Below are 23,599 nucleotides of genomic sequence, written 5' to 3' on the forward strand. Positions count from 1 at the left end.
TCACCGCCGAGCCTGTCGGTGTGCCTGATGGCGCGCCGCGCCCAGGCTCGCCTGCGAGGTGCACCATGAGCTACCAGATCGCACTGAATTTCGAGGACGGGGTCACCCGTTTCATCGAGGCCACAGGCCACGAGACCGTGGCCGACGCCGCCTACCGCCAGGGCATCAACATCCCGCTGGACTGCCGCGACGGCGCCTGCGGCACCTGCAAGTGCAAGGCCGAGTCCGGGTACTACGAGCTGGGCGACAACTTCATCGAGGACGCCCTGAGCGAGGAGGAAATCGCCCAGGGTTACGTGCTGACCTGCCAGATGCGCGCCGCCAGCGATTGCGTGGTGCGCATCCCGGCTTCGTCGCAACTGTGCAAGACCGAGCAGGCCAGCTTTGAAGCGGCCATCAGCGACGTGCGCCAGCTGTCGGCCAGCACCATCGCCCTTTCGATCAAGGGCGAGGCGCTCAGTCGCCTGGCATTCCTGCCGGGGCAGTACGTCAATCTCAAGGTGCCGGGCAGCGAGCAGAGCCGCGCCTATTCGTTCAGTTCGCTGCCCAAGGACGGCGAAGTCAGCTTCCTGATTCGCAATGTGCCGGGCGGGCTGATGAGCAGCTTTCTCACCCAGCTGGCCAAGGCCGGCGACAGCCTCAGCCTGGCCGGGCCGCTGGGCAGCTTCTACCTACGGCCGATCCAGCGCCCCTTGCTGCTGCTGGCCGGCGGCACGGGACTCGCGCCATTCACCGCAATGCTGGAGAAGATCGCCGAGCAGGGTAGTGGGCATCCGCTGCACCTTGTCTACGGGGTGACCAACGACTTCGACCTGGTCGAACTGGATCGCCTGCAAGCCCTGGCCGCGCGCATTCCCAACTTCACCTTCAGCGCCTGTGTGGCCAACCCCGACAGCCAGTATCCGCAAAAGGGCTACGTCACCCAGCACATCGAGCCACGCCACCTCAATGACGGCGATGTCGATGTGTACCTGTGCGGCCCGCCGCCGATGGTCGAGGCGGTCAGCCAGTACATCCGCGAGCAGGGCATCACCCCGGCCAATTTCTACTACGAGAAGTTCGCGGCGGCGGCCTGAAGCTTTTATGGGGCTGCCTGCATCGTGCGGGTGGGGTGGCCTCTTTTTATCCATGAATTTCGAGAGCGCCGGGGCCGCGTTGCGGCCCTTTCGCGGCACAAGGCCGCTCCTACAAGGGATCGCGCTTTTCTGTAGGAGCGGCCTTGTGCCGCGATGGAGGGCGGAGCCCTCCCGGCATTTCCGGATCAAGCAGGAGATCTACATGAACAACCGATTCCAAGGCAAAGTCGCCCTGGTCACCGGCGCCGCCCAGGGCATCGGCCGCGCCGTGTGCTGGCGGCTCAAGGCCGAGGGCGCGCAGGTGGTGGCGGTGGACCGCTCCGAACTGGTCCACGAACTGGCGGGCGAGGGCGTGCTGACCCTCACCGCCGACCTCGAACGGCATGCCGACTGCGCCCAGGTCATGGCCCGCGCCGTCGAGACCTTCGGCCGCCTCGACATCCTGGTCAACAACGTCGGCGGCACCATCTGGGCCAAGCCCTTCGAGCATTACCAGGTCGAGCAGATCGAGGCCGAGGTGCGCCGCTCGCTGTTCCCCACCCTATGGTGCTGCCACGCGGCGCTGCCGTACATGCTCGAACGCGGCAGCGGCGCCATCGTCAACGTCTCGTCCATCGCCACCCGGGGCGTCAACCGCGTGCCTTACGGCGCGGCCAAGGGCGGCGTCAACGCGCTCACCGCGTGCCTGGCCTTCGAAACCGCCGGGCGCGGCATCCGGGTCAACGCCACCGCTCCCGGCGGCACTGAGGCGCCACCGCGGCGCATTCCGCGCAACGAGGCCGAGCAGAGCGCCCAGGAGCGGGCCTGGTACCAGCAGATCGTCGACCAGACCCTGTCCAGCAGCCTGATGAAACGCTATGGCAGCCTCGACGAGCAGGTCGGCGCGATCCTCTTCCTGGCTTCTGACGAGGCCTCGTACATCACCGGCGTGACCCTGCCGGTGGGCGGTGGCGACCTCGGCTGAAGGCCGCCCCGGCAAGGTTTCTCTGCACACAACAAGAACAACGGAGACAGATGCCATGCGAACACTCGACGTCCACGCGATCATCGACAATGCCCGCTTCACCCCCTTCCACTGGAGGGTCATGGCCTGGTGCGGCCTGCTGCTGATCTTCGACGGCTACGACCTGTTCATCTACGGCGTGGTGCTGCCGGTGATCATGCAGGAGTGGGCGCTGACCCCGCTGCAGGCCGGCGCCCTGGGCAGCTACGCGCTGTTCGGCATGATGTTCGGCGCCCTGGCGTTCGGCAGCCTGGCCGACCGCATCGGGCGCAAGAAGGGCATCGCCCTGTGCTTCGCGCTGTTCTCGGGGGCGACCATCCTCAACGGCTTCGCCAGCAGCCCCAGCGAGTTCGGCCTCTATCGTTTCTTTGCCGGCCTCGGCTGTGGCGGGCTGATGCCCAACGCCGTGGCGCTGATGAACGAGTACGCGCCCAAGCGCCTGCGCAGCACCCTGGTGGCGATCATGTTCAGCGGCTACTCGCTGGGCGGCATGCTCTCGGCGGGCATCGGCATCCTCCTGCTGCCGCGCTTCGGTTGGGAGTCGATGTTCTTCGCTGCCGCCGTACCGCTGCTGTTCCTGCCGGTGATCCTGTTCTACCTGCCGGAGTCCATCGGCTTCCTGGTGCGCCAGGGCCGCGTCGATGAAGCGCGCCGGTTGCTCAAGCGCCTCGACCCCGATTGCGGTGTCACCGAGCACGATGACCTGGTCGTGGGGGCGGGCTTGCCCCGCGATGCCGGTAAAGCCTCATCAGTGCTCGAACTGTTCCGCAACGGCCTGGCGATCCGCACCCTGGCCCTGTGGCTGGCGTTCTTCTGCTGCCTGCTGATGGTCTACGCCCTCAGCTCCTGGCTGCCCAAGCTGATGGCCAGCGCCGGCTACAGCCTCGGCTCGAGCTTGTCGTTCCTGCTGGTGCTGAACTTCGGCGGCATGGCCGGGGCGATTCTCGGCGGCTGGCTGGGCGACCGCTACAACCTGGTCAAGGTCAAGGTGGCGTTCTTCCTCGCCGCCGCGCTGTCGATCAGCCTGCTGGGGGTGAACAGCCCGATGCCGGTGCTGTACCTGCTGATCTTCATCGCCGGCGCCACCACCATCGGCACGCAGATCCTGCTGTATGCCGGTGCCGCCCAGCTGTATGGCCTGGCGGTGCGCTCCACGGGCCTGGGCTGGGCCTCCGGCATCGGCCGCAACGGCGCCATCGTCGGGCCGTTGCTGGGCGGCGCGCTGATGGGCATCAACCTGCCGCTGCAACTGAACTTCATCGCCTTCGCCATCCCCGGCGCCGTCGCCGCGCTGGCCATGGCCGTGCACCTGGCCAGCGGCCGGCGGCACGCCCTGGCCGCGGCGGCCTGAACCCCCACCCTGACTGAACTGGAGCCTGCATGACACGCCCGACCATCGACCGGCTGGAGACGCTCATCGTCGACCTGCCGACCATCCGCCCGCACAAGCTGGCCATGCACACGATGCAGCGCCAGACCCTGGTGATCCTGCGCCTGCGTTGCAGCGACGGCGTCGAGGGCATCGGCGAGGCCACCACCATCGGCGGCCTGGCCTATGGCTACGAAAGCCCCGAGGGCATCAAGGCCAATATCGACGCGCACCTGGCGCCGGCACTGATCGGCCTGCCCGCAGGCAACATCAACGCCGCCATGCTCAGGCTGGACACGCAGGCCAAGGGCAATACCTTCGCCAAGTCGGCGATCGAGACGGCCTTGCTCGACGCCCAGGGCAAGCGCCTGGGGCTGCCGGTCAGCGAGCTGCTCGGCGGGCGGGTACGCGACAGCCTGGAGGTGGCCTGGACCCTGGCCAGCGGTGACACCGCCCGGGATATCGCCGAGGCCGAGCACCTGCTGGAGATCCGCCGTCACCGGCTGTTCAAGCTGAAGATCGGCGCCAACCCGCTGGAGCAGGACCTCAGGCACGTGCTGGCGATCAAGCGCGAACTGGGTGAGCGCGCCAGTGTGCGGGTCGACGTCAACCAGTACTGGGATGAGTCCCAGGCCATCCGCGCCTGCCAGGTGCTGGGCGACAACGGCGTCGACCTGGTCGAGCAGCCGATCTCGCGCATCAACCGTGGCGGCCAGGTCCGCCTCAACCAGCGCAGCCCGGCACCGATCATGGCCGACGAGTCCATCGAAAGCGTGGAAGACGCCTTCAGCCTGGCCGCCGAGGGCGCGGCAAGCGTCTTCGCCCTGAAGATCGCCAAGAACGGCGGCCCCCGCGCCGTGCTGCGCACCGCGCAGATCGCCGAGGCCGCCGGCATCTCGCTGTATGGCGGGACCATGCTCGAAGGGGCGGTGGGCACCCTGGCCTCGGCCCATGCCTTCCTCACCCTGCGCCAGCTGACCTGGGGCACCGAGCTGTTCGGCCCGTTGCTGCTGACCGAGGACGTCGTCTGCGAGGGGCCGGTCTACCGCGATTTCCACCTGCACGTTCCGGCCACCCCCGGCCTGGGCCTGACCCTGGACGAGGCGCGGTTGTCGCGCTTCGCCCGCCGCTGAAGAAACACCCAGTCCTGTGGGAGCGGCTTCAGCCGCGAAGCAGGCGACACGGTGGATGGCACCGGCTGCGCCGGTGTTCGCGGCTGAAGCCGCTCCCACAGGGTCCCTGCCTGAATGATTCCGTCATACGTAAGGAGAGACGCCATGCTGTTCCACGTGAAGATGACCGTGAAACTGCCGGTCGACATGGACCCGGCCAAGGCCGCGCAACTGAAGGCCGATGAAAAGGAACTGGCCCAGCGGCTGCAGCGCGAGGGCACCTGGCGCCACCTGTGGCGCATCGCCGGCCACTACGCCAACTACAGCGTGTTCGACGTGCCCAGCGTCGAGGCGCTGCACGACACCCTGCTGCAACTGCCGCTGTTCCCCTACATGGACATCGAGGTCGCCGGCCTGTGCCGCCACCCCTCGTCGATCCATGCCGACGACCGCTGACCCCACACGACAAGAACAACACGAGGTACCTGATCATGACCGTGAAGATTTCCCATACCCCTGAGGTGCAGCAGTTCTTCGAAGAGGCCGCGGGCCTGCACAACGACAACGGCAGTCCGCGCCTCAAGCGTATCGTCCAGCGGGTGCTGCAGGACGCCGCGCGCCTGATCGAAGACCTGGAGATCAGCGAGGACGAGTTCTGGCACGCCGTCGATTACCTCAACCGCCTCGGCGGACGCGGCGAGGCCGGTTTGCTGGTGGCCGGGTTGGGCCTGGAGCACTTCCTCGACCTGCTGCAGGACGCCAAGGATGCCCAGGCCGGCCTGGGTGGCGGCACCCCACGCACCATCGAAGGTCCGTTGTATGTGGCGGGCGCGCCGATGACCGAGGGCGAGGCGCGCATGGACGATGGCAGCGAGGAGGGCGTGGCCACGGTGATGTTCCTCGAGGGGCAGGTGTTCGGCCCGCAGGGCCAGCCACTGGCCGGCGCCACGGTCGATCTGTGGCACGCCAACACCCGGGGCACCTACTCGTTCTTCGACCAGAGCCAGTCCGCCTACAACCTGCGTCGACGCATCGTTACCGACGCCCAGGGCCGCTACCGCGCCCGTTCGATCGTGCCGTCGGGCTACGGTTGCGACCCGCAGGGGCCGACCCAGGAGTGCCTGGACCTGCTCGGTCGCCACGGCCAGCGCCCGGCGCACATTCACTTCTTCATCTCGGCACCGGGCTACCGCCACCTGACCACCCAGATCAACCTCGCCGGCGACCGCTACCTGTGGGACGACTTCGCCTATGCCACCCGTGAAGGGCTGGTGGGCGAGGTGGTGTTGCGCGACGACGGGCAGGGGCGGGTTGCCGAACTGACCTTCGACTTCCAGCTGCAGCAGGCGCAGGACAGCGAGGCCGAGCAACGCAGCGCAAGACCACGGGCCTTGCAGCAGGACTGAGGGCCTCATCGCGGGGCAAGCCCGCTCCCACAGATCAAACCGTGGCCCTTTGGTTTGCCAAGGGCCGCGTGGGAGTGGGCTTGCCCCGCGATCGAAGGCGCAGCCTTCGCCATGCCCAGGAGGAGGGCATACCAGCGTTTCACCCCCGTTCCAGCACTTCATCACATAACAACAAGATCAGAGAGCTTCGGAATGAACCACACCCCTTGCGTCGTCCTGGGCCTGACCCTGCTCAGCCCCACCCTGCTGGCCGCCGAAGGCGGCTTCCTCGAAGACGCCAAAGCCAGCCTCGGCGCGCGCAACTACTATTTCAGCCGCGACTACGGCGACATCGTCGGCGCCAACCGGCAGTCCCGGGCCGAGGAGTGGGCCCAGGGCTTCATCCTCGATTTCAAGTCCGGCTATACCCTCGGCACCGTCGGTTTCGGTGTGGACGCCCTGGGCCTGCTGGGCATCCGCCTGGACAGCAGCCCCGATCGGGTCAACAGCGGGCTGCTGCCGGTGCACGGCGATGGCCGCGCCGCGGCCGAGTACAGCCGCCTGGCGCCGACCTTCAAGGCGCGCTGGTCGAAGAGCGAACTGCGCCTGGGCGAGCTGCAACCCAACCTGCCGGTCCTCACCTTCAGCGATATCCGCCTGCTGCCGCCGACCTACCAGGGCATCAGCCTCAGCTCGGCCGAGCTGGAGGGCCTGACCGTGCAGGCCGGTCACCTGAGCAGCACGCACCTGCGCAACGAGGGTGGCGACGACAGGATGAGCGCCATGCTCGGCCATGTGCCGATGCGCCAGGCACAGAGCGACGCCTTCGATTATGCGGGCGGCGACTACGGGTTCAATGCCGGGCAGAGCAGTGTCAGCCTGTGGTACGGGCAACTGCAGGATATCTACCGGCAGGGTTTTGTGGGCCTCAAGCACAGCAGGCCGGTGGGCGACTGGGTGCTCAGCGCCAACCTCGGCTACTTCAGCGCCCGCGAGGCGGGCGACGCGCGGCTGGGGCGGATCGACAACCAGGCGTTCTTCTCGCTGCTGACTGCCCGGCGTGGCGGGCACGGCTTTCATGTCGGCTACCAGGGCATCTACGGCGACAGCCCGTTTCCCCGGGTGTTCGCCAACATCTCGCCGCTGGGCAACGAGGTGCCGACCTACGAGTTCGCCTACACCGACGAGCGCTCCTGGCAGCTGCGTTACGACTACAACTTCGCCGCCCTGGGCATCCCCGGGTTGACCGCGACGGTGCGCTACATCACTGGCGACAACGTCGACACCGGGCAGGGCTTCGAAGGCCGGGATCGCGAGCGCGACATCGACCTGGGCTACGCGGTGCAGAGCGGGGTGTTCAAGGGGCTGGGGATCCGGGTGCGCAACGCCATGGCACGTTCGAACTATCGCAGCGACATCGACGAGAACCGCTTGATCCTGGTGTACACCTGGCAGCTGTTCTGACTGCCACGATGGCTATTTGCATATTCACTGGCGAAGCAGGTAGCTTGCGCAGGTCTCGCTCAGGAACCGTTCCCTTTGGACTCACTCACCCAAGCCGTACTCGGCGCCGCCCTGCAGGGCACCGTGCTGGGCCGCCTCCAGGGGCGCCGTGCGCTGCTCTACGGCGCCGCCCTTGGCACCGTGCCCGATCTGGATGTGGTGATCCGCTACGCCGACCCGGTGTCGCAGATGACCTTCCACCGTGGCTTTTCCCATTCGATCTTCGTCCTGACCGGCCTGGCCTTGCTGCTGGCCTGGCTGGTCGCCTGGCGCTGGCCGGACAAGGGCTACACCCGGCCCCGGCTGTTCCTGGCCTTCTGGCTGGCGCTGGTCACCCACCCGATTCTCGACGCGTTCACCGTCTACGGTACCCAGCTGTTCTGGCCCTTGCACCTGACGCCGGAAAGCTGGGCCGCGGTGTTCATCATCGACCCGGTATACACCGTGCCGTTGTTGCTGGCGGTCGGCTATGCGGCGGTCAAGGGCCTGAAGGGCAGGGCGACCGTGTTGCTGTCCCTGGCGCTGGCGTTCAGCACTGCATACCTGGGCTTCGGCCTGGCTGGGCGGATGGCTGCCGAGCAACGTTTCGCCATGGCCCTGCAGGCGCAAGGCGTCAGCAACAGCGAGGTCCGCGCGGTGCCCATCGCCTTCAACAGCCTGATCTGGCGAGTGCTGGCGAAAACCCCGGAGGGCGACTACTACGAGGGCGTGAGCAGCTGGTTTGATCGCGAGCCGCCCGAGATGCTGCGTCAGTCGCGCAACCTGGAGATGGCCGGGATACTGGCGGGAGCCGCGTTACACGAGCGGCTGCGCTGGTTCACCGATGACTGGTTGCGCTACGACATCATCGGCGACTCGCTGGTGGTCACCGACCTGCGCATGGGCATGCCTGGTAGCTACAGTTTCCGCTTCGAGATGGCCCGGCGTGACGCTGCCGGACAATGGGCGGTCTCCCAGCCCCGGGGCTGGATCGGTGGCGGAGCCGCGTCCCTGTTCGATGGCGGCAGGTTGGCCTTGATCTGGCGTCGCATCCTCGAGCAGCAACCGCCGCTGCCTTTGGCGGCATGGGCGACGCCGGGCTCCGGGCACTTGTGAGGCAAAAAAAGCCCGCCATGACGGCGGGCAACAAGAGGCGTAGGGAGCAACGCACAACAAATTCGGGGTCAGGCGGCGAACGTCTCGCCGAGCAGGCGGTCGGCCAGGGTCTCGGCCGAGCGGCGGCTGGTCAATGGGCCGCTGATGGTTTCACCGTTGCGCAACAGGTACCAGCAGGCCAGCAGGCCTTGTTGGCGCAGGCTGCTGGGTACCGCGCTGCCGACAACGGACATGATCTGGATCGGGGCCATGGTGTATCTCCTCTCGAACATGGCCCCACCTTACGCAGATGCCCTCAGGGTTTGAAATCAATGTCCTCGATAGTGGTCATTGCTTTTATCAACTATGCCCCCTTACCAGCGTGGCGGACCGTAGTACACCGGTGGCGGGCCGTAGTAGCGACGGTACACCGGTGGCGGCGGGGCGGGGACATAGCGCTCGACCACGTAGGGCTGGTAGTAGACCGGCGGCGGTGGCGCCTGCACGTAGACCGGTGGCGGCGGGTAGTAGGCCGGCTGGCGCTCGACATAGACGGTACGGTCGTGGCCGCCCGATACCGCCGCCCCGACCACCGCGCCCACTACCGCCGCGCCGATCACTGGCCCCGGGCCATACCAGCCGCCACCATGGGCCGATGCCTGCCCGCTGATGGCCAGCGCACCGACCAGCAGGGCGATTCCGGGGATGAAACGCTTCATGGCGAACACCTCGCAAGACAACCCCACGCACGGGGCCTGATAACTATGACCGCAGCCACGGTAAAGTGCGTGCCGGCAAAGGGTAAAGGTTGTGTAAGGGGCGATCGGCGGCAGGGTCTGGTACGCTGGAAAAATCGATTCAGCCACATGACAGAGGAACCGCGATGAGCCATTCTCCGAGCCGGGACACGGTGCTGTGCATCTCCCTGGCAGGGCGCCCCGGGACGTTCGGCGTGCGCTTTCACAACCACCTCTACCGCCAGCTCGGGCTGGATTACTACTACAAGGCCATGACCACCCATGACCTGCCCGCCGCCGTGGCCGGCATCCGCGCCCTGGGCATCCGTGGCTGCGGCGTGTCGATGCCGTACAAGGAGGCGTGCCTGGCGCTGGTGGACGAGCTCGATCCGTCCGCCGCGGCCATCGCCTCGGTGAACACCCTGGTCAACACCGATGGCCATCTCAAGGCCTACAACACCGATTACCTGGCGGTGCGCCAACTGTTGACCCGGCATGAGGTCGATCCGAGCACCGCGTTCGCCCTGCGCGGCAGCGGCGGCATGGCCAAGGCGGTGGCCAGTGCGCTGCGGGACGCAGGATTCCGTGAGGGCACTATCGTCGCCCGCAACGAGCAAGCCGGGCGGCAGTTGGCGGACACCTGCGGGTACCGCTGGTTGCCGGACCTGGGCGACCGGTGTCCGCCGATGCTGGTCAATGTCACGCCTATCGGCATGGCAGGAGGGCCTGAAGCCGAGCAGTTGGCGTTCAGCGAAACCGCCATCGCGGCGGCGCAGCAGGTATTCGACGTGGTGGCCATGCCCGTGCGCACGCCCTTGATCCGCGCCGCCGAGGCGCTGGGCAAACCGGTGATCACCGGGCTCGATGTCATCGCGTTGCAGGCGCTGGAGCAGTTCGTGCTGTATACCGGGATGCGGCCGACGGCCGAGCAGGTGGCGGCGGCAGTGGCGCATGCCCGGGAGATCTGACCTGAAACCTTGCCCAGAAACATCAGACTTAACCGCTTTCTTCTGACCCTGGTCGGGGTGGTGGAGAGCGACCCACGCATGGTCTGGGCCGCTCACTATCTCAGTGCCCTGGCCAAGGCGTTGATGGACGATGCCGAACTGGGCCCGGCTTGTAATCGCCGGGGCTGCCTTGCAGCCCTTTCGCGGCACAAGGCCGCTCCTACAGGGGCGCGCGATCCTCTGTAGGAGCGGCCTTGTGCCGCGAAAGGGTCGCAAAGCGACCCCGGCAATCTTGAAAACCGCAAAAGCCTTGAAAGCGGCGCAAAGCGCCCCCGTCTTTGGGGCAGCCTCCCCAATACACTCCACTTGTTTCTCCAACACACTGATTCAAAACACTTTTATTGATGGCATAACGCTTGCTTCCACCCTCCACAGAACCCTTGAGCCCCGTGGAGGTGCAGCATGGTCATCCCGCTCGAAGGCGCTGTTCCGTGCGCGCCCACCCCTGCCAGCGGAGCGCGGGCATGAACCGCAAGCTGCGCCCAGCCTACCTGGGCCTGCTGCTGGGCACGGCGCTGATCGGCCTTGGCGTCGCCTACGAAAAGCTCTGGTGCGACCCCCGCGAGCTGCTGCAGGAAGCCGCCGACCCCCAAGCCCTGCATACCCTCAACCGCGATGGTGTGACCGTGGAGTTCGAGGCCCGCCCCCTGAGCGGGGGTGAGCTGCGCGAGGGGGATTTTGCCAACATCCGTTTCAAGGTCAGCGACCAGACCAGCGGCCAGCCCTTGTCGGGCATGGCCCCCGGCGCCTGGCTCGACCCCGCGCAGTCGGCGCCGGTCGGCGACCGCGACAGCAGCTGCAAGGCGCGAGTGGCGTTGTTCCTCAAGAGCAGCATCGGCGCTCGCCCTTTGCTAGACCTGAACAGCTACTTCCTGCTGGTGCTGAACAAGGACGCGAGCCTGACCGTGATCGACCCGACCGTGTCGGTGGGCGGGGTCACCAGCACCCTGGCGCGCATCGACCTGCCGGGGCGGCCCATGGACTGGGTGGCCACCGGCGATGACAAGCAGGTGTTCGTGTCCATGCCCGAACGCAACCAGGTGGCGCTGATCGACACCGAGACTTTCACCCGCGTGGCCACCCTGGAGGCCGGCGAGCAGCCGCTGCGGGTGGCGCTGCAACCCGACCAGCGCCTGCTGTGGGTGGGCAACAACAGCCAGGACCCGGCCAAGGGCGGGGTAACGGTGATCGACGTGCCCAGCCGTACCAAGCTCAAGTCGTTCGTCACCGGCTCCGGCCACCACGAGATCGCCTTCAGCGCCGATTCGCGCTTCGCCTTCGTCAGCAACCGCGACGGCGGCACCCTGAGCGTCATCGACACCGCCCAGATGCGCCTGGTGAAGACCCTCGAAGTCGGCCCGCATCCGCTGGCGGTGGCGTACTCGCCCTTGTCGCAGGCGGTGTATGTGGTCGATGGCCAGGAGGGCTCGGTGCGGGTGATCGATGCGCGCAGCCATAGCCTGCGCCATACGGTCAAGGCCGAGCAGGGCCTGGGGCCGATGCGCTTCAGCCACGATGGCCGCTACGGCGTGGTGCTCAATACCCTGGAGAACCAGGCGCTGGTGATAGATGCCAGTACCGACCAGCTGATCCACCGCATCCCGGTGGCCGCCGAGCCTTACCAGCTGACCTTTACCAAGGCCTACGCCTACGTGCGCGGCCTGGCCTCGCCGAAGGTGAGCATGATCAACCTGGCAAGCCTGGGGCAGGGGCGCACGCCGATCGTCCAGGGCTTCGAGGCCGGGCCGGCGGCGCCGCGCCAGGCCGGCGACCTGCCGCTGGCCCAGGGGGTGAGCATCTCCCGCGACGACAACTCGGTGTTCGTGGTCAATCCGGTGGACAACACCACCTACTTCTATGCCGAGGGCATGAACGCACCGATGTCGGGCTACAACAACCGCGGCCACCAGGCCCGCGCCGCGCTGGTCATCGATCGTAGCCTGCGCGAGGTGGCGCCGGGGGTGTATGGCTCGACGGTCAAGCTGCCGGCGGCCGGCACCTTCGACGTGGCGTTCCTGCTCAACCAGCCGCAGATCATCCACTGCTTCAGCACCGAGGTCGCGGCGCTGCCGCAGTCGAGCCTGCGCAAGCGGGCCCATGCCGAGTTCATCGGCACCGCCCGGCCGTTGCAGCAGCACGCGCCCTACATGGCCCAGGTACGCATCCTCGGCGAGGACGGCAAGCCGCGCCACGGGCTCGATGACCTGAGCCTGCGCTACTTCCTGGCGCCTTCGTCGCTGCCGCGTGACGTGGCGCTGGTCGAGGTGGGCGACGGGCTCTACCAGGCACCGCTGGAGCTGGCCGAGGCCGGCGCCTGGTACCTGCACGTGCAGTCGCCCAGCCTCGGGCGCGCCTTCACCGAAGACAACTACACCAGCCTGCGCGTCCTGCCGGCCGCAGCAAAGCCCAGTACTTCCCAAGGGGAAGCCAGGAGTGTGCGATGACGCGTCTGCATGGCGGAAAACTACTGGGCCTGAGCCTGCTGCTGGCCAGCAACCTGGCCCTGGCCCACGCTGGTCACGATCACGGCGGCCAGCCCGAGCAACCCCCGGCCGCACGCCAGGAGAAAGCCAGCGTGCGCTTCGCCGACGTGGCGCTGCTGGACCAGGACGGCATGCCTGTGCGTCTGGAGCAAGACCTGGTGGGCGATCACCTGGTGGTCATGGGCTTCATCTACACCAGCTGTACCACGGTGTGCCCGGTGGTCTCGTCGATCATGAGCAAGGTCCAGCAGCAGCTGGGCGGGCGGGTGGGCGAGGAGATCCGCCTGGTATCGATCAGCGTCGACCCGCAGCGCGACGACTCGAAACGCCTGGCCGGCTATGCCCGGGCGTTCCAGCACGGGCCGGGGTGGAGCTGGCTGACCGGTTCGCCCTATGCCATCAGCGAGACGCTCAAGGGGCTGGGCAGCTTCAGCGCCAACCTCAGCGAGCACCCGCCGCTGATCCTGGTCGGGGACGGTCGCAGCGGGCACTGGACGCGCTACTACGGCTTCACCGACCCCAACGTGTTGATCGGCGAGATCAACCGCCTGAGCGCGCGCCGGGTGCACGCCAAGAGCACGGCCATCGCCGGCCAGGAGGTGCGGCCATGAGCGCGCAGACCTCCCGCCATGCCGGCATGCGCAGCCTCGACTGGCTGGTGCTCGGCGGCTGCCTGTGGATCCTCGCTTCGGTCGCGTTCGCCCACGAGGGCCACGCGCCGGCACCGCAACCTGCGCCGCAGCCCATGGTTAGCGGCGGCGGTACCCGCGATGCGCAGACCTGGTTCACCGACACCGTGCTCAAGGACCAGGACGGCCGCGAACTGCGCTTCTACAGCGATGTGCTCAAGGACAAGGTGGTGATGCTCAACGTGATCTTCACCCACTGCAACGATGCCTGCCCGCTGATCACCCGCAAGTTGCGCGAGGTGCGCGAAGCCATGGGCGCCGAGCTTGCGGCGCAGGTGACCTTCGTCTCGGTGAGCAGCGATCCGCTGAACGACACGCCCGAGGTGCTCAAGGCGTTTGCCCGCAAGCAAGGGGTGGACGGGCCGAACTGGCTGTTCCTGACCGGCGACAAGGCCAGCGTCGACCTGGTGCTCGGGCGCCTGGGGCAGTTCCTGCCCAGCCCCGAGCAGCATTCGACGCAGTTGATCGCCGGTGATGTGGCAGGCAAGCGCTGGAGCAAGATCCGCCCGGACGCGCCACCGGCGGCAATCGCCCAGCGCATGCAGCTGCTGGCGCAACCGCTGGCGGGGCGGTGACTACCATGTACTTACCGACCCCTGTAGGAGCGGCCTTGTGCCGCGATCGGGCGCGAAGCGGCCGTAAATCAGGCGACGCCGATATGCCTGATATACCCCATCGCCTGTCATGGCGGCCGCTGCGCGCCCGATCGCGGCACAAGGCCGCTCCTACAGGGGCACTGTGGCTGGTGCTGCTATGCACCCCAGCCCTGGCCCTGGACCTCACCGACCACGAACAAGCGGGCAAACGCCTCTACCGCGAAGGCCTCTCCAGCAGCGACGCCCAGTTGCTGGCCCGGGTCGGCCCCGCTGACATGAGCGTGCCGGCCAGCGTGCTGCCCTGTGCCAGTTGCCACGGCAACGACGGGCGCGGCCGCAGCGAAGGCGGGGTACGCCCGCCGAGCCTGGACTGGCAGCGCCTGGCCCTCGGCCCAGGCGATCGCGAGGTCAACAACCGACGCTACCCGGCCTATACCGAAGCCAGCCTGGCGCGGGTTGTGCGCAGCGGCGTCGATCCCGCCGGCAACCACCTGGACCCGGCCATGCCACGCTTCGAGCTGAGCCTGGCCGACCAGCGCAACCTGGCGGCCTACCTCAAGCGCCTGGGCGAAGACCGCGACCCGGGCGTGGAGGAGGGCACCCTGCGCCTCGGTACCTTGCTGCCCGAACAGGGCCCGCTGGCCGAGGCCGGGCGAACGGTGCGGGCGGTGCTGGAGGATGGTGTCGCTCAGCTGAACCAGGCGGGGGGCATCCATGGCCGTCGACTGCAGCTGATCGCGCTGGACCCTGGGCCGGATCCGGCCAGTACCGCACAGGCGCTGGACCAGCTGATCCAGCGCGAGCAGGTTTTCGCCCTGATCGCGCCCGTGGCACCACTGCTCGACAGTCGCCAGCTGGAACAGGCGAGCCTGCCGCTGATCGGCGCCACGCCGCGCAGTGGCGGCAACGCGCAGGTGTTCGACCCTTTGCCGGGCGTGCCCGAGCAATTGCTCAGCGTGGCCTTGCATGCCCGCGACAGCCTTGGCCTGGCAGCCGATGCCGTGCAGGTGATCTACGCCGGTGACGACCAGGCCGAGGCGGCGCAGGTTGTACAGCAGCGCTTGCGCCAGTTGGGCTTTCCTGGCGTATCCGCGCAAGCGTTCACCGGCCAGGCGCTGGCGGGCGAGGGCATCGTCTTCCTGGGGCGCGCCCAGGCGTTTGCCGAGCTGGCCGCCAGCCTGCAGGCCGGCGGACGCAACCCATACCTGATGGCCGCGTCGAGCCAGGTGGCCGGTGCCGTGCCGGGGCTGGCACCGGCCTGGTCGCGACGCGTGCTTCTGGCCTATCCGTTCGTGCCTGGCGACTGGACCGCGAGGGGCCGGGCTACCCTGGCCGGCGTGCAGCAGCGCCAGGGGCTGGAACCGCGCCAGGCGTCGCTGCAGGTGAGCACGCTGTGCGCCTGGCAGTTGCTGGTCGAAGCCCTGAAACAGGTGGGGCGCGACGCCAGCCGTGAACAACTGCTCGGCGCCCTGGAACAGTTGCATGACGTCGAGACCGGGCTGACGCCGTTGCTGGGCTTCGGCCCTGGGCGCCGCCAGGGCATGGCCGGCGCCCATGTGGTGGCGGTGAGCCTGCCGGGGCCGGGCTATGTCGAGGTGGCGCCGTATCGTCCGGTGCCGGACTCACCATGATCCCTTCAGGAGTGGATGACCATGCGCGTACTGATTGCCTGCCTGCTGTCACTGCTTGCCCTGGCAAGCCACGCCGACACGCCGGCGGCGCGGGTCAATGGCGTAGACATCGGCGTGCTGCGGCTGGAGCGCTACTTCAGCGAATACCTGCAGGCCCAGGGGCGGGCGGTGGCGAGCATCCGCAACCCCAACCTTTACCAGCGCTTGCGCGAGCAGGCCCTGGATGAACTGATCGACAAGGAGCTGCTATGGCAGGAGGCCAAGCGCCAGGGCGTCGAGATCAGCGAGGCGCAGCTGACGGCCCGGGTCGGCGAGGTGGAGGCGGCCTTCGGCAGTCCCGCGGTGTTCGAGCGCCGCCTGGAGGAGGCGGGCTTCGATCGGCGCAGCTTCGCTGACTACACTCGTCAGGAGATGGCCGCCCAGCAGGTCTACGCCCGGCTGACGGCGGTGGTCGAGCCCAGCGAAGCCGAGGTCGCGGCCTTCCATCAGGCCAATCGGCAAAGACTGCAAGGGATGCAGAACCAAAGTGATAATACTTCTGTCTTACCTGAACACGGCCTGCGCCTGGCCAGGGCAGCGCTCGTCGCGCAATTGCAGGCCCAGGCGCGTCAAGCGGTGCGCCAACGTTTGCGTGATTCCGCTACAGTGGAGCGCGGCGATTGAAGCCGCGCCAGGGCGTTCCCCCACTGTTGGGGAATGCCCCAAAGGCAAAGTGCCATCAGCTTCCCCGGTTGTGGGGGACGGCCTGCCGGCACGGCTTGAAGTGGATTGAAAGCGACAACGATATCAATGACTTGAAAGCGGTGCGCAATGACTTTTCATGCCTGGCACGAAGCCTGCTCAAGCCTCTACAAGGCCGCACTTCGCAGACCGGGAAACCGGGCAGTTCATGGGAGTGGACCTTGGTGAACAGAGTATTGGTAGTCGATGACGAACAGACCCTTGCGCAGAACCTGCAAGCGTATCTGCAGGCGCAAGGCCTGGAGGTCCATCTCGCCCATGACGGTGCCAGCGGCATCGATCAGGCCGAGAACCTGGCACCGGACGTGATCGTGCTGGATTACCGCTTGCCCGACATGGAGGGGTTTCAGGTCCTGGAGACCGTGCGCAGGAACAGGTCGTGTCATTTCGTGCTGATCACCGCCCACCCGACCGCCGAGGTCCGTGAGCGCGCCGCCGAGCTGGGTGTGACCCATGTCCTGTTCAAGCCGTTCCCGCTGATGGAACTGGCCCGCGCCGTCTTCGACCTGATGGGCATCGAGCGCCAGCGCAGGAGCACCGACCAGCCGGCCACGGGGTTCGTCGAACGACGCCAGAACAGGAACGAGTCGTTCCCCTTGCAGTTGTACGATGGCAGCTGGGTCCTGGCCGACCGCCGACGCAACGGCGCCAAGCCTCCCGAACCTGACGACGATCAACTGCTCACCGGGGAATAGCGGCGCCCAAGGTCCCCCAGCCTGCAGCGCCGCCCCTGAGCGGAGTCGCAGGCCATGTCCCAGGCATTCGATACAGATCCACTGGACCCATCGCGGGGCAAGCCCGCTCCCACGCAACTGGCTACGGACTCGTGGGAGCGGGCTTGCCCCGCGATTGCTGGCTACCCCCGCGATCTCCTGACCCAGGCCCGCCAGCAAGCCGGCGAAGAGCGCCTGCTGGCCTGTCTGGAACGCCTCGCCGGTGACACGCCCGCCACCTTCACCCAGCGCCTGGCCGCCACCCTGCATTACCCGGCACTCGCCACCCAGACCCTGTTCGCCTGCGCCCCGGCCTTCGACCAGGTCAGCCTGGCGCAATGCCTGAAGCGCGAATTCGCCCTGGTCGAGCACAACGGCGAGCGGGTCGGCGTGTTCGCCGACCCCTTCGACAGTGCCCGCCTGGCCTGGATCGACGACTGCCTGCAGGGCGCGCCGCTGTACCTGGTCCACGCCGCCGACCTGGCCGCGTTCCTGGCCCTCCACGAAGAGAGCTTCCACGCCGTCGACGCCCTCGGCCACGACGCCGAGGCCGGTGGCGAGGCCGACCCGCTGCAGCGCCTGTCGCTGACCAGCATCAGCGAAGACCAGAGCCGGGTGGTCAAGCTGGTCAACTCGACCCTGTACGACGCCCTCAAGCTGCACGCCAGCGACATCCACTTAGGGATGACCGGCCAGGGCCTGACCATCAAGTACCGCATCGACGGCGTGCTCAACGGTGCCGGCAAGGCCAGCGGCAGCGCCTTCGCCGAGCAGGTGATCTCGCGCATCAAGGTCATGGCCGAGCTGGACATCGGCGAGAAGCGCGTGCCCCAGGACGGGCGCTTCAAGGTGGCCATCGGCGAGCGGCAGATCGACTTTCGCGTCTCGATCATGCCGAGCATCTTCGGCGAGGACGCGGTGCTGCGGGTGCTGGACAAGCAGGACCTGTCCGACCAGGTCAGCGGCGTACAGCTGCAGGCGCTGGGTTTCGAGGAGCACACCCTGCGCGCCCTGCGCCGCCTGGCCAGCGAACCCTACGGCATGATCCTGGTCACCGGGCCCACCGGCAGCGGCAAGACCACCACGCTGTACGCCATGCTCAGCGAGATCAACCACGGCGTCGACAAGATCATCACCATCGAAGACCCGGTCGAGTACCAGCTGCCCGGCGTGCTGCAGATCCCGGTCAACGAGAAGAAGGGCCTGACCTTCGCCCGCGGCCTGCGTTCGATCCTGCGCCACGACCCGGACAAGATCCTGGTCGGCGAGATCCGCGACCCGGACACCGCGCAGATCGCCGTGCAGTCGGCGCTCACCGGGCACCTGGTGTTCACCACCATCCACGCCAACAACGTGTTCGACGTGATCGGCCGCTTCAGCCAGATGCAGGTCGACCCCTACAGCTTCGTCTCGGCGCTCAACGCCGTGCTGGCCCAGCGCCTGGTACGCCTGGCCTGCCCGCATTGCGCGGTGCCCTGCGAGCCCGACGACGAACTGCTGGCCGCCTCGGGCCTGGCCCGTGACGCGGTGGCCGGCTGGCGCTTCGTGCGCACCCAGGGTTGCGGCCAGTGCCGTGGCAGTGGCTACCGCGGGCGCAACGCCATTGCCGAGCTGCTGCACCTGGACGACGACCTGCGGCAGATGATCGTCGAACGCCGCCCGCTCGCACAGATCAAGCAGCTGGCCTGCCAACGCGGTCTGCGCCTGCTGCGTGCCTCGGCCCTGGACCAGGTCCGCAACGGCCGCACCACACTCGAGGAGATCAACCGTGTCACATTTATCGCCTGATCGGTATTGCGCCGTACTCGGCGCCGAGGGTGTCGGCCTGGGCCGCTGGCACGGTCATCAACACCAGTGGCTGGGCAGTCGCGCCTTCAACTGCGACGCCGCCCAGCCGGCCTGGGCCGCGGCCCTGGAGGCCCTGGCCGGCCTGCTCGACGAGCACCCGGCACGCGGCGCGCAACTGCGGGTGCTGCTCTCGGCCCGCTACAGCCGCTTCTGCCTGGTGCCCTGGAGCGACGCCATCGGCACCCCGGGCGAGCTGGACAGCTACGCCCGGGCCTGCTTCGAACACCTCTACGGCCAGGCCCTGGACGATTGGCGCATCGTCCTGTCGCCGGAGCCGGCAGGCGCCGCGCGCATCGCCACCGCGCTGCCCGAGGCGCTGCTCCAGGGCCTGCAGGCCCTGGGCCGGGAAAGCCGGCTGAGCCTGCGCTCGGTGCAGCCGTACCTGATGGCCGCCTACAACCGCTGCTCGGCACAGCTGGCCCAGGGCGACTTCCTGTTCGTGCTCGCCGAGCCGCGCCGCAGCGTGCTGCTGCTGGCCGCCGGCGGCGCCTGGCAACAGGTGCTGGCCCAGGGCTGCGCCGACAGCGACCAGGCCCTGCAGGCGCTGATCGAGCGCACCTGCGAGCTGTACGGCGAGCAGCTGCCGCGGGTGTACCTGCACGCGCCGGGACGCACGGCGGCCTCGCAGCTGGCGGCGGTGCAGCTGTGCGCGCCTTGCGCCGAGGCCGACCCGCTGTGCGCCATGTGGCGGGCGGTGGCCTGACATGCGCCGCCTCGACCTGGAATTCCAGCCCCGTCACAGCAGCCCCCTGGCCTGGTCGCTGCTGGTCCTGGGCGGCGCCGTGCTGGCGGTGCTGGTGCTGGCCCAGCAGCAACTGGTGAGCGAGCAGGTGGACCTTGAAGGCCGCGTGCACCAGCTCGAACTCAAGCTCGGCCGGCGCCCGGCCACCGCCGCCGTGCAGAGCAGCGCGGTGATCCGCGAGCAGGCCGAGCGCCTGGCACAGATGCGCAGCGTCTCGCAGCAGCTGCAGCGTCCCTGGCAGCAACTGTTCGCCATGCTCGAGGCGATGCCACAGGAAGACGTGGCGTTGCTCAGCCTGACCCCAGACGCACGCAAGGGCCAGGTCCGCATCAGCGCCGAGGCGCGCAACCTCGAGGCGATGCTGCAGTACCACCAGCGCCTGGAGCGCAGCGCCGAGCTGTCCGACGTGTCGCTGCTCAACCACGAAGTGCTGGCCGGGCAGGCCGAGCATCCGGTGCGTTTCAACCTCACCGCCACCTGGGAGACCGGCCATGCGCGTCCCTAGCCTGATTGTCCACGAAGCGCTGCGGCGCCTGGGCCGGGCAGGGCTGGCGGCGCTGCTGGTTGGCGCCCTGGCGCTGGCCATCGCCCTGGCTGGGGTGCTGCCGCACTGGCAGGCGGTGCGCGAGCTGCGCGCCAGCGAGGCCGATGCCAGCGCCCAGGTGCAGCGCCTGGCGCGCGGCGAGCTGAAGGTCCAGGCCCGGCCCGAGCAGCAGGCCCTGGACGAACTGCGCCAGCAGTTGCCCGGCCAGCCCCAGGCCAGCGAGCTGATCGAGCGCCTGTACCACCTGGCCAGCGCCGAGCGCATCAGCCTGTCCCGCGGCGAGTACGCCCTGGGGGTGGACCCCAGGACCCAGCTGGCGCGCTACCAGATTGTCCTGCCGGTGCGTGGCAGCTACCCGCAGATCCGCGGCTTCCTCAAGGCACTGCTCGGCCAGTTGCCGACCCTGGTGCTGGAAGACCTGGAGCTGCAGCGCAAGCGGATCGGTGACCGGGAACTGACCGGTCGTGTGCGCATGACCCTTTACCTGTCGAGGTCGTGATGAACACTCAGCGTGCGGTGATGTGGGCCGGGTTCCTCGGGGTGAGCGCCGCGCTGGCGTGGGCGCCGGGGCACTGGTTCGGCCTGGAGGACGAGGCGGCCGGCCCGATCGCGGGGCAAGCCCGCTCCCACGCAGCCCCCACCAACGTGGGAGCGGGCTTGCCCCGCGATGAGGCCACTAGCCCTTCACGCGACCTGTTCCCCAGCCAGCAATGGACCCCACCCCAGGCCCTGGCCACTGTCACCGAACAACCCGTGGTCACCGCCCCGGTGGCCGCCGCGCCCACCGCGCCGACACTGCCGTTTCGCTTCATCGGCCGCATGGGCGAACGCGACGACCTGCAGATCTTCCTGCAGAGCGGCGACAAGCTCTACGTCGTGCGCCAGGGCGACGTGATCGATGACACCTACCGTCTGGACCAAGTCTCGGCCACCGAGCTGAGCCTGGTCTACCTGCCACTGCACCAGCCACAGACCCTGTCTGTCGGGAGCGCCCCATGAAATCGTCGAAGTTGTGCAAGCCTGCACCGTTCATGCTCCTGGCCCTGTGCGTGGCCATCGGCGGATGTGGCTCGAGCGCCGCGCGCAAGGACAGCCAGGAGCTGATCAAGGAAGGCCAGTACGAGGCCGGGATCGCCCGCCTGGAAGAGGCCTTGCGCGAGGACCCGCGCGACACCGAACTGAACATCGCCCTGGCCCACGGCCGCCAGGCCGCGGTCGAGGCGCTGCTGACCCAGGCCGACAGCGACCGCGTGCGCCACGACTTCGCTGGCGCGCGCATGGGCTACGGCCGGGTGCTGACCATAGAGGCCAACAACCGCCGTGCCCAGGAAGGCATCCGCCAGCTGGAGCTGATCCGCACCCTCGACGATCGCGTTGCCCTCGGCCAGGCGGCGTTGCGCCAGGGCGACCTGTTCGGCGCCGAGCGCTACATGCGCGAGGTGCTGCGCCTGGATCCGCAGAACCAGAAAGGCCAGATGCTGCGCAGCGACATCGAGAACGTCCAGGCGCGCACCGCCACGCCGTACCCGCAGCTGCGCAGCAAGCTGGAACGGCCGGTCACCCTGGAGTTTCGCGATGCCGACCTCAAGACCATCTTCGAGGTGCTGGCCCAGGTTGCCGGGATCAACTTCATCTTCGACAAGGACCTGCGCCCGGACATGAAGGCCACCATCTTCGTGCGCGAGGTGCGCATCGAGGACGCCGTGGCCCTGCTGCTGGAGCAGAACCAGCTGCGCCAGAAGATCGTCAACGACAACACCCTGCTGATCTACCCGGACTCGCCGCAGAAGACCAAGGACTACCAGGAACTGGTCATGCGCACCTTCTACCTGACCAGCATCGACGCCAACACCGCGCTGAACATGGTCAAGACCATGCTCAAGACCCGCGACGTGTTCGTCGACGAGCGCCTCAACACCCTGACCATGCGCGACACTCCCGACGCCGTGCGCATGGCCGAGAAACTGCTGCAGTCCCAGGACCAGTCCAACCCCGAGGTGGTGCTGGAGGTGGAGGTGATGGAGGTGGCCACCTCGCGCATCCTCGACCTTGGCCTGCAATGGCCCAACACCTTCGGCGTGCTGACCAGCGACGGCAAGTCGGTGAGCGTGCTCGACCAGCTGCGCGGCATCGACTCCAGCCGCATCAGCATCTCGCCGGCGCCGCAGGCCAAGATCAACGCCCAGGACAAGGACATCAACACCCTGGCAAGCCCCGTGATCCGGGTCAGCAACCGCGAGCAGGCGCGCATCCACATAGGCCAGCGGGTGCCGATCATCAGCGCGACCTCGGTGCCCTCGACCCAGGGCCCGGTGATCACCGAGAGCGTCACCTACCTGGACGTCGGCCTCAAGCTCGAAGTGCAGCCCACCGTGCACCTGAACAACGAGGTGGCGATCAAGGTGGCGCTGGAAGTGAGCAACGCCACGCCCCTGGAGGCGACCCGCCAGGGCACCATTCCGGTCCAGGTCGACACCCGCAACGCCCAGACCAGCCTGCGCCTGCACGATGGCGAGACCCAGGTGCTGGCCGGGCTGGTGCGCAACGACCACAACGCAAGCGGCAACAAGATCCCGGGGCTGGGTGACATTCCCGGCCTGGGCCGGCTGTTCGGCAGCAACAAGGACGACATGAGCAAGTCCGAACTGGTGCTGGCGATCACCCCGCGCATCGTGCGCAACCTGCCGTACCAGAGCCCGTCGGACATGGAGTTCGCCACCGGCACCGAGTCGGCCCTGCAGGTGCGCCAGTTGGCCCAGCCGGTGCCGGCCAGCGCGGTGCCCACCGAGGTGCCGGGCAGCGAGTCGCAGGAGGCGCCGCTGGTGGAAGGGCAGATGGCCGTGGTGCCCGCCAGCCCGAGGCCACGGCCATGACACGCCGCCAGCAGGGCTTCAGCCTGATCGAGGTGGTGCTGACCCTGGCGCTGCTCGGGCTGCTCGCCAGCATGGCCGCGCCACTGACCGAGACCGTGGTGCGTCGGGGCAAGGAGCAGCAGCTGCGCGAGGCCCTGTACCAGATCCGCGACGCCATCGATGCCTACAAGCGCGCCTTCGACGCCGGCTACATCGAGAAGCGCCTGAACGGCAGCGGCTATCCACCGAACCTGCAGGTGCTGGTGGACGGCGTGCGCGATGTGCGCAGCGCCAAGGGCGCGAAGTTCTACTTCCTGCGGCGCATCCCCCACGACCCGCTGCGCGCCGCCAAGGCCGACGACCAGGGCGGCTGGGGCCTGCGCGCCTACGACAGCGCGGCCGACAGCCCGCGCGAGGGCGAGGACGTGTTCGACGTCTATTCCACGGCCGCCGGCAAGGGCCTCAACAACGTCCCCTACGGGCAATGGTGACGG

24 protein-coding genes and 1 pseudogene are annotated in these 23,599 nt (G+C 68.0%); 23 read left to right on the forward strand and 2 right to left on the reverse strand.

Going from position 1 to position 23,599, the window contains the following annotated elements:
* Window positions 1–65: 65 nt before the first annotated feature.
* From benC to PRtIB026_RS15255, 8 genes are all read left to right on the forward strand, one after another.
* Entirely contained in the window at window positions 66–1,076 is a 1,011-nt protein-coding gene (gene benC / locus PRtIB026_RS15220) for a benzoate 1,2-dioxygenase electron transfer component BenC (protein ID WP_203646750.1), read from the forward strand.
* A gap of 202 nt (window positions 1,077–1,278) precedes the next feature.
* Window positions 1,279–2,040, forward strand: coding sequence for a 1,6-dihydroxycyclohexa-2,4-diene-1-carboxylate dehydrogenase (locus tag PRtIB026_RS15225; protein WP_050705109.1), 762 nt, complete (start codon window positions 1,279–1,281; stop codon window positions 2,038–2,040).
* A 55-nt stretch (window positions 2,041–2,095) separates the two neighbouring features.
* Window positions 2,096–3,430: an MFS transporter gene (locus PRtIB026_RS15230; protein ID WP_203646748.1), complete on the forward strand. Its 1,335-nt coding sequence runs from the start codon at window positions 2,096–2,098 to the stop codon at window positions 3,428–3,430.
* Window positions 3,431–3,459: 29 nt separating this feature from the next.
* A complete protein-coding gene (locus PRtIB026_RS15235) occupies window positions 3,460–4,581 on the forward strand; it encodes a muconate cycloisomerase family protein (RefSeq protein ID WP_203646746.1) in 1,122 nt (373 codons plus the stop codon).
* A 144-nt stretch (window positions 4,582–4,725) separates the two neighbouring features.
* Window positions 4,726–5,016, forward strand: a complete 291-nt coding sequence (gene catC, locus PRtIB026_RS15240) for a muconolactone Delta-isomerase (protein ID WP_203646744.1) — start codon at window positions 4,726–4,728, stop codon at window positions 5,014–5,016.
* A 35-nt stretch (window positions 5,017–5,051) separates the two neighbouring features.
* Window positions 5,052–5,966: a catechol 1,2-dioxygenase gene (gene catA / locus PRtIB026_RS15245; RefSeq protein ID WP_203646742.1), complete on the forward strand. Its 915-nt coding sequence runs from the start codon at window positions 5,052–5,054 to the stop codon at window positions 5,964–5,966.
* A gap of 192 nt (window positions 5,967–6,158) precedes the next feature.
* Entirely contained in the window at window positions 6,159–7,409 is a 1,251-nt protein-coding gene (locus PRtIB026_RS15250; RefSeq protein ID WP_203646741.1) for an OprD family porin, read from the forward strand.
* 75 nt (window positions 7,410–7,484) lie between these two features.
* Window positions 7,485–8,543: a metal-dependent hydrolase gene (locus tag PRtIB026_RS15255; protein ID WP_203646740.1), complete on the forward strand. Its 1,059-nt coding sequence runs from the start codon at window positions 7,485–7,487 to the stop codon at window positions 8,541–8,543.
* A gap of 68 nt (window positions 8,544–8,611) precedes the next feature.
* Here the strand turns inward: PRtIB026_RS15255 and PRtIB026_RS15260 are convergent, their stop codons facing one another.
* Both PRtIB026_RS15260 and PRtIB026_RS15265 read right to left on the reverse strand, forming a co-directional pair.
* On the reverse strand, window positions 8,612–8,794 hold the full coding sequence (locus PRtIB026_RS15260; RefSeq protein WP_203646739.1) for a hypothetical protein: 183 nt from the start codon (window positions 8,792–8,794) through the stop codon (window positions 8,612–8,614).
* 102 nt (window positions 8,795–8,896) lie between these two features.
* Window positions 8,897–9,241 carry a hypothetical protein gene (locus PRtIB026_RS15265; RefSeq protein ID WP_186735574.1) on the reverse strand — a complete coding sequence of 115 codons (345 nt, stop codon included), beginning with the start codon at window positions 9,239–9,241 and terminating at the stop codon, window positions 8,897–8,899.
* A gap of 164 nt (window positions 9,242–9,405) precedes the next feature.
* Between PRtIB026_RS15265 and PRtIB026_RS15270 the strand changes: the two genes are divergently transcribed.
* The 15 genes and pseudogenes from PRtIB026_RS15270 to PRtIB026_RS15340 all read left to right on the forward strand — a co-directional run bounded on the left by PRtIB026_RS15270 (window position 9,406) and on the right by PRtIB026_RS15340 (window position 23,596).
* The gene (locus PRtIB026_RS15270; protein WP_203646738.1) at window positions 9,406–10,227 is read left to right on the forward strand and encodes a shikimate 5-dehydrogenase; all 822 of its coding nucleotides are present in this window, start codon (window positions 9,406–9,408) and stop codon (window positions 10,225–10,227) included.
* Window positions 10,228–10,296: 69 nt separating this feature from the next.
* Window positions 10,297–10,371: pseudogene (locus PRtIB026_RS15275) on the forward strand (DUF3077 domain-containing protein); the annotation flags it as partial.
* Window positions 10,372–10,730: 359 nt separating this feature from the next.
* Window positions 10,731–12,710, forward strand: a complete 1,980-nt coding sequence (locus PRtIB026_RS15280) for a cytochrome D1 domain-containing protein (RefSeq protein WP_267812416.1) — start codon at window positions 10,731–10,733, stop codon at window positions 12,708–12,710.
* Window positions 12,707–13,360, forward strand: coding sequence for an SCO family protein (locus PRtIB026_RS15285; RefSeq protein ID WP_203646734.1), 654 nt, complete (start codon window positions 12,707–12,709; stop codon window positions 13,358–13,360). Before PRtIB026_RS15280 ends, PRtIB026_RS15285 begins: the two co-directional genes overlap by 4 nt.
* Complete coding sequence (locus PRtIB026_RS15290; RefSeq protein WP_203646732.1) at window positions 13,357–14,013, forward strand: SCO family protein; 657 nt, start codon at window positions 13,357–13,359, stop codon at window positions 14,011–14,013. The genes PRtIB026_RS15285 and PRtIB026_RS15290 overlap by 4 nt, the downstream gene beginning before the upstream one ends.
* 83 nt (window positions 14,014–14,096) lie before the next feature.
* Window positions 14,097–15,665, forward strand: a complete 1,569-nt coding sequence (locus PRtIB026_RS15295) for an ABC transporter substrate-binding protein (RefSeq protein WP_267812419.1) — start codon at window positions 14,097–14,099, stop codon at window positions 15,663–15,665.
* A 21-nt stretch (window positions 15,666–15,686) separates the two neighbouring features.
* Entirely contained in the window at window positions 15,687–16,328 is a 642-nt protein-coding gene (locus PRtIB026_RS15300; RefSeq protein ID WP_203646730.1) for a SurA N-terminal domain-containing protein, read from the forward strand.
* Window positions 16,329–16,567: 239 nt separating this feature from the next.
* Complete coding sequence (locus PRtIB026_RS15305) at window positions 16,568–17,101, forward strand: response regulator (RefSeq protein WP_203646729.1); 534 nt, start codon at window positions 16,568–16,570, stop codon at window positions 17,099–17,101.
* A gap of 54 nt (window positions 17,102–17,155) precedes the next feature.
* Window positions 17,156–18,907, forward strand: a complete 1,752-nt coding sequence (locus tag PRtIB026_RS15310; RefSeq protein WP_244670903.1) for a GspE/PulE family protein — start codon at window positions 17,156–17,158, stop codon at window positions 18,905–18,907.
* Window positions 18,888–19,670 (forward strand): hypothetical protein, encoded by a 783-nt coding sequence (locus PRtIB026_RS15315; RefSeq protein WP_203646728.1) that lies wholly within the window; start codon window positions 18,888–18,890, stop codon window positions 19,668–19,670. The genes PRtIB026_RS15310 and PRtIB026_RS15315 overlap by 20 nt, the downstream gene beginning before the upstream one ends.
* A gap of 1 nt (window position 19,671) precedes the next feature.
* The gene (locus PRtIB026_RS15320) at window positions 19,672–20,214 is read left to right on the forward strand and encodes a PilN domain-containing protein (RefSeq protein ID WP_203646727.1); all 543 of its coding nucleotides are present in this window, start codon (window positions 19,672–19,674) and stop codon (window positions 20,212–20,214) included.
* On the forward strand, window positions 20,201–20,752 hold the full coding sequence (pilO, locus tag PRtIB026_RS15325) for a type 4a pilus biogenesis protein PilO (protein ID WP_203646726.1): 552 nt from the start codon (window positions 20,201–20,203) through the stop codon (window positions 20,750–20,752). Before PRtIB026_RS15320 ends, pilO begins: the two co-directional genes overlap by 14 nt.
* A complete protein-coding gene (locus PRtIB026_RS15330; RefSeq protein WP_203646725.1) occupies window positions 20,752–21,252 on the forward strand; it encodes a hypothetical protein in 501 nt (166 codons plus the stop codon). The genes pilO and PRtIB026_RS15330 overlap by 1 nt, the downstream gene beginning before the upstream one ends.
* Window positions 21,249–23,126, forward strand: coding sequence for a secretin N-terminal domain-containing protein (locus PRtIB026_RS15335; RefSeq protein ID WP_203646724.1), 1,878 nt, complete (start codon window positions 21,249–21,251; stop codon window positions 23,124–23,126). Before PRtIB026_RS15330 ends, PRtIB026_RS15335 begins: the two co-directional genes overlap by 4 nt.
* Entirely contained in the window at window positions 23,123–23,596 is a 474-nt protein-coding gene (locus tag PRtIB026_RS15340) for a type II secretion system protein (RefSeq protein ID WP_203646723.1), read from the forward strand. Before PRtIB026_RS15335 ends, PRtIB026_RS15340 begins: the two co-directional genes overlap by 4 nt.
* The last annotated feature ends 3 nt before the right edge of the window (window positions 23,597–23,599 follow it).

The sequence above is a fragment of the Pseudomonas sp. RtIB026 genome (assembly GCF_016861355.2).
GTDB classification, from domain to species: domain Bacteria; phylum Pseudomonadota; class Gammaproteobacteria; order Pseudomonadales; family Pseudomonadaceae; genus Aquipseudomonas; species Aquipseudomonas peradeniyensis.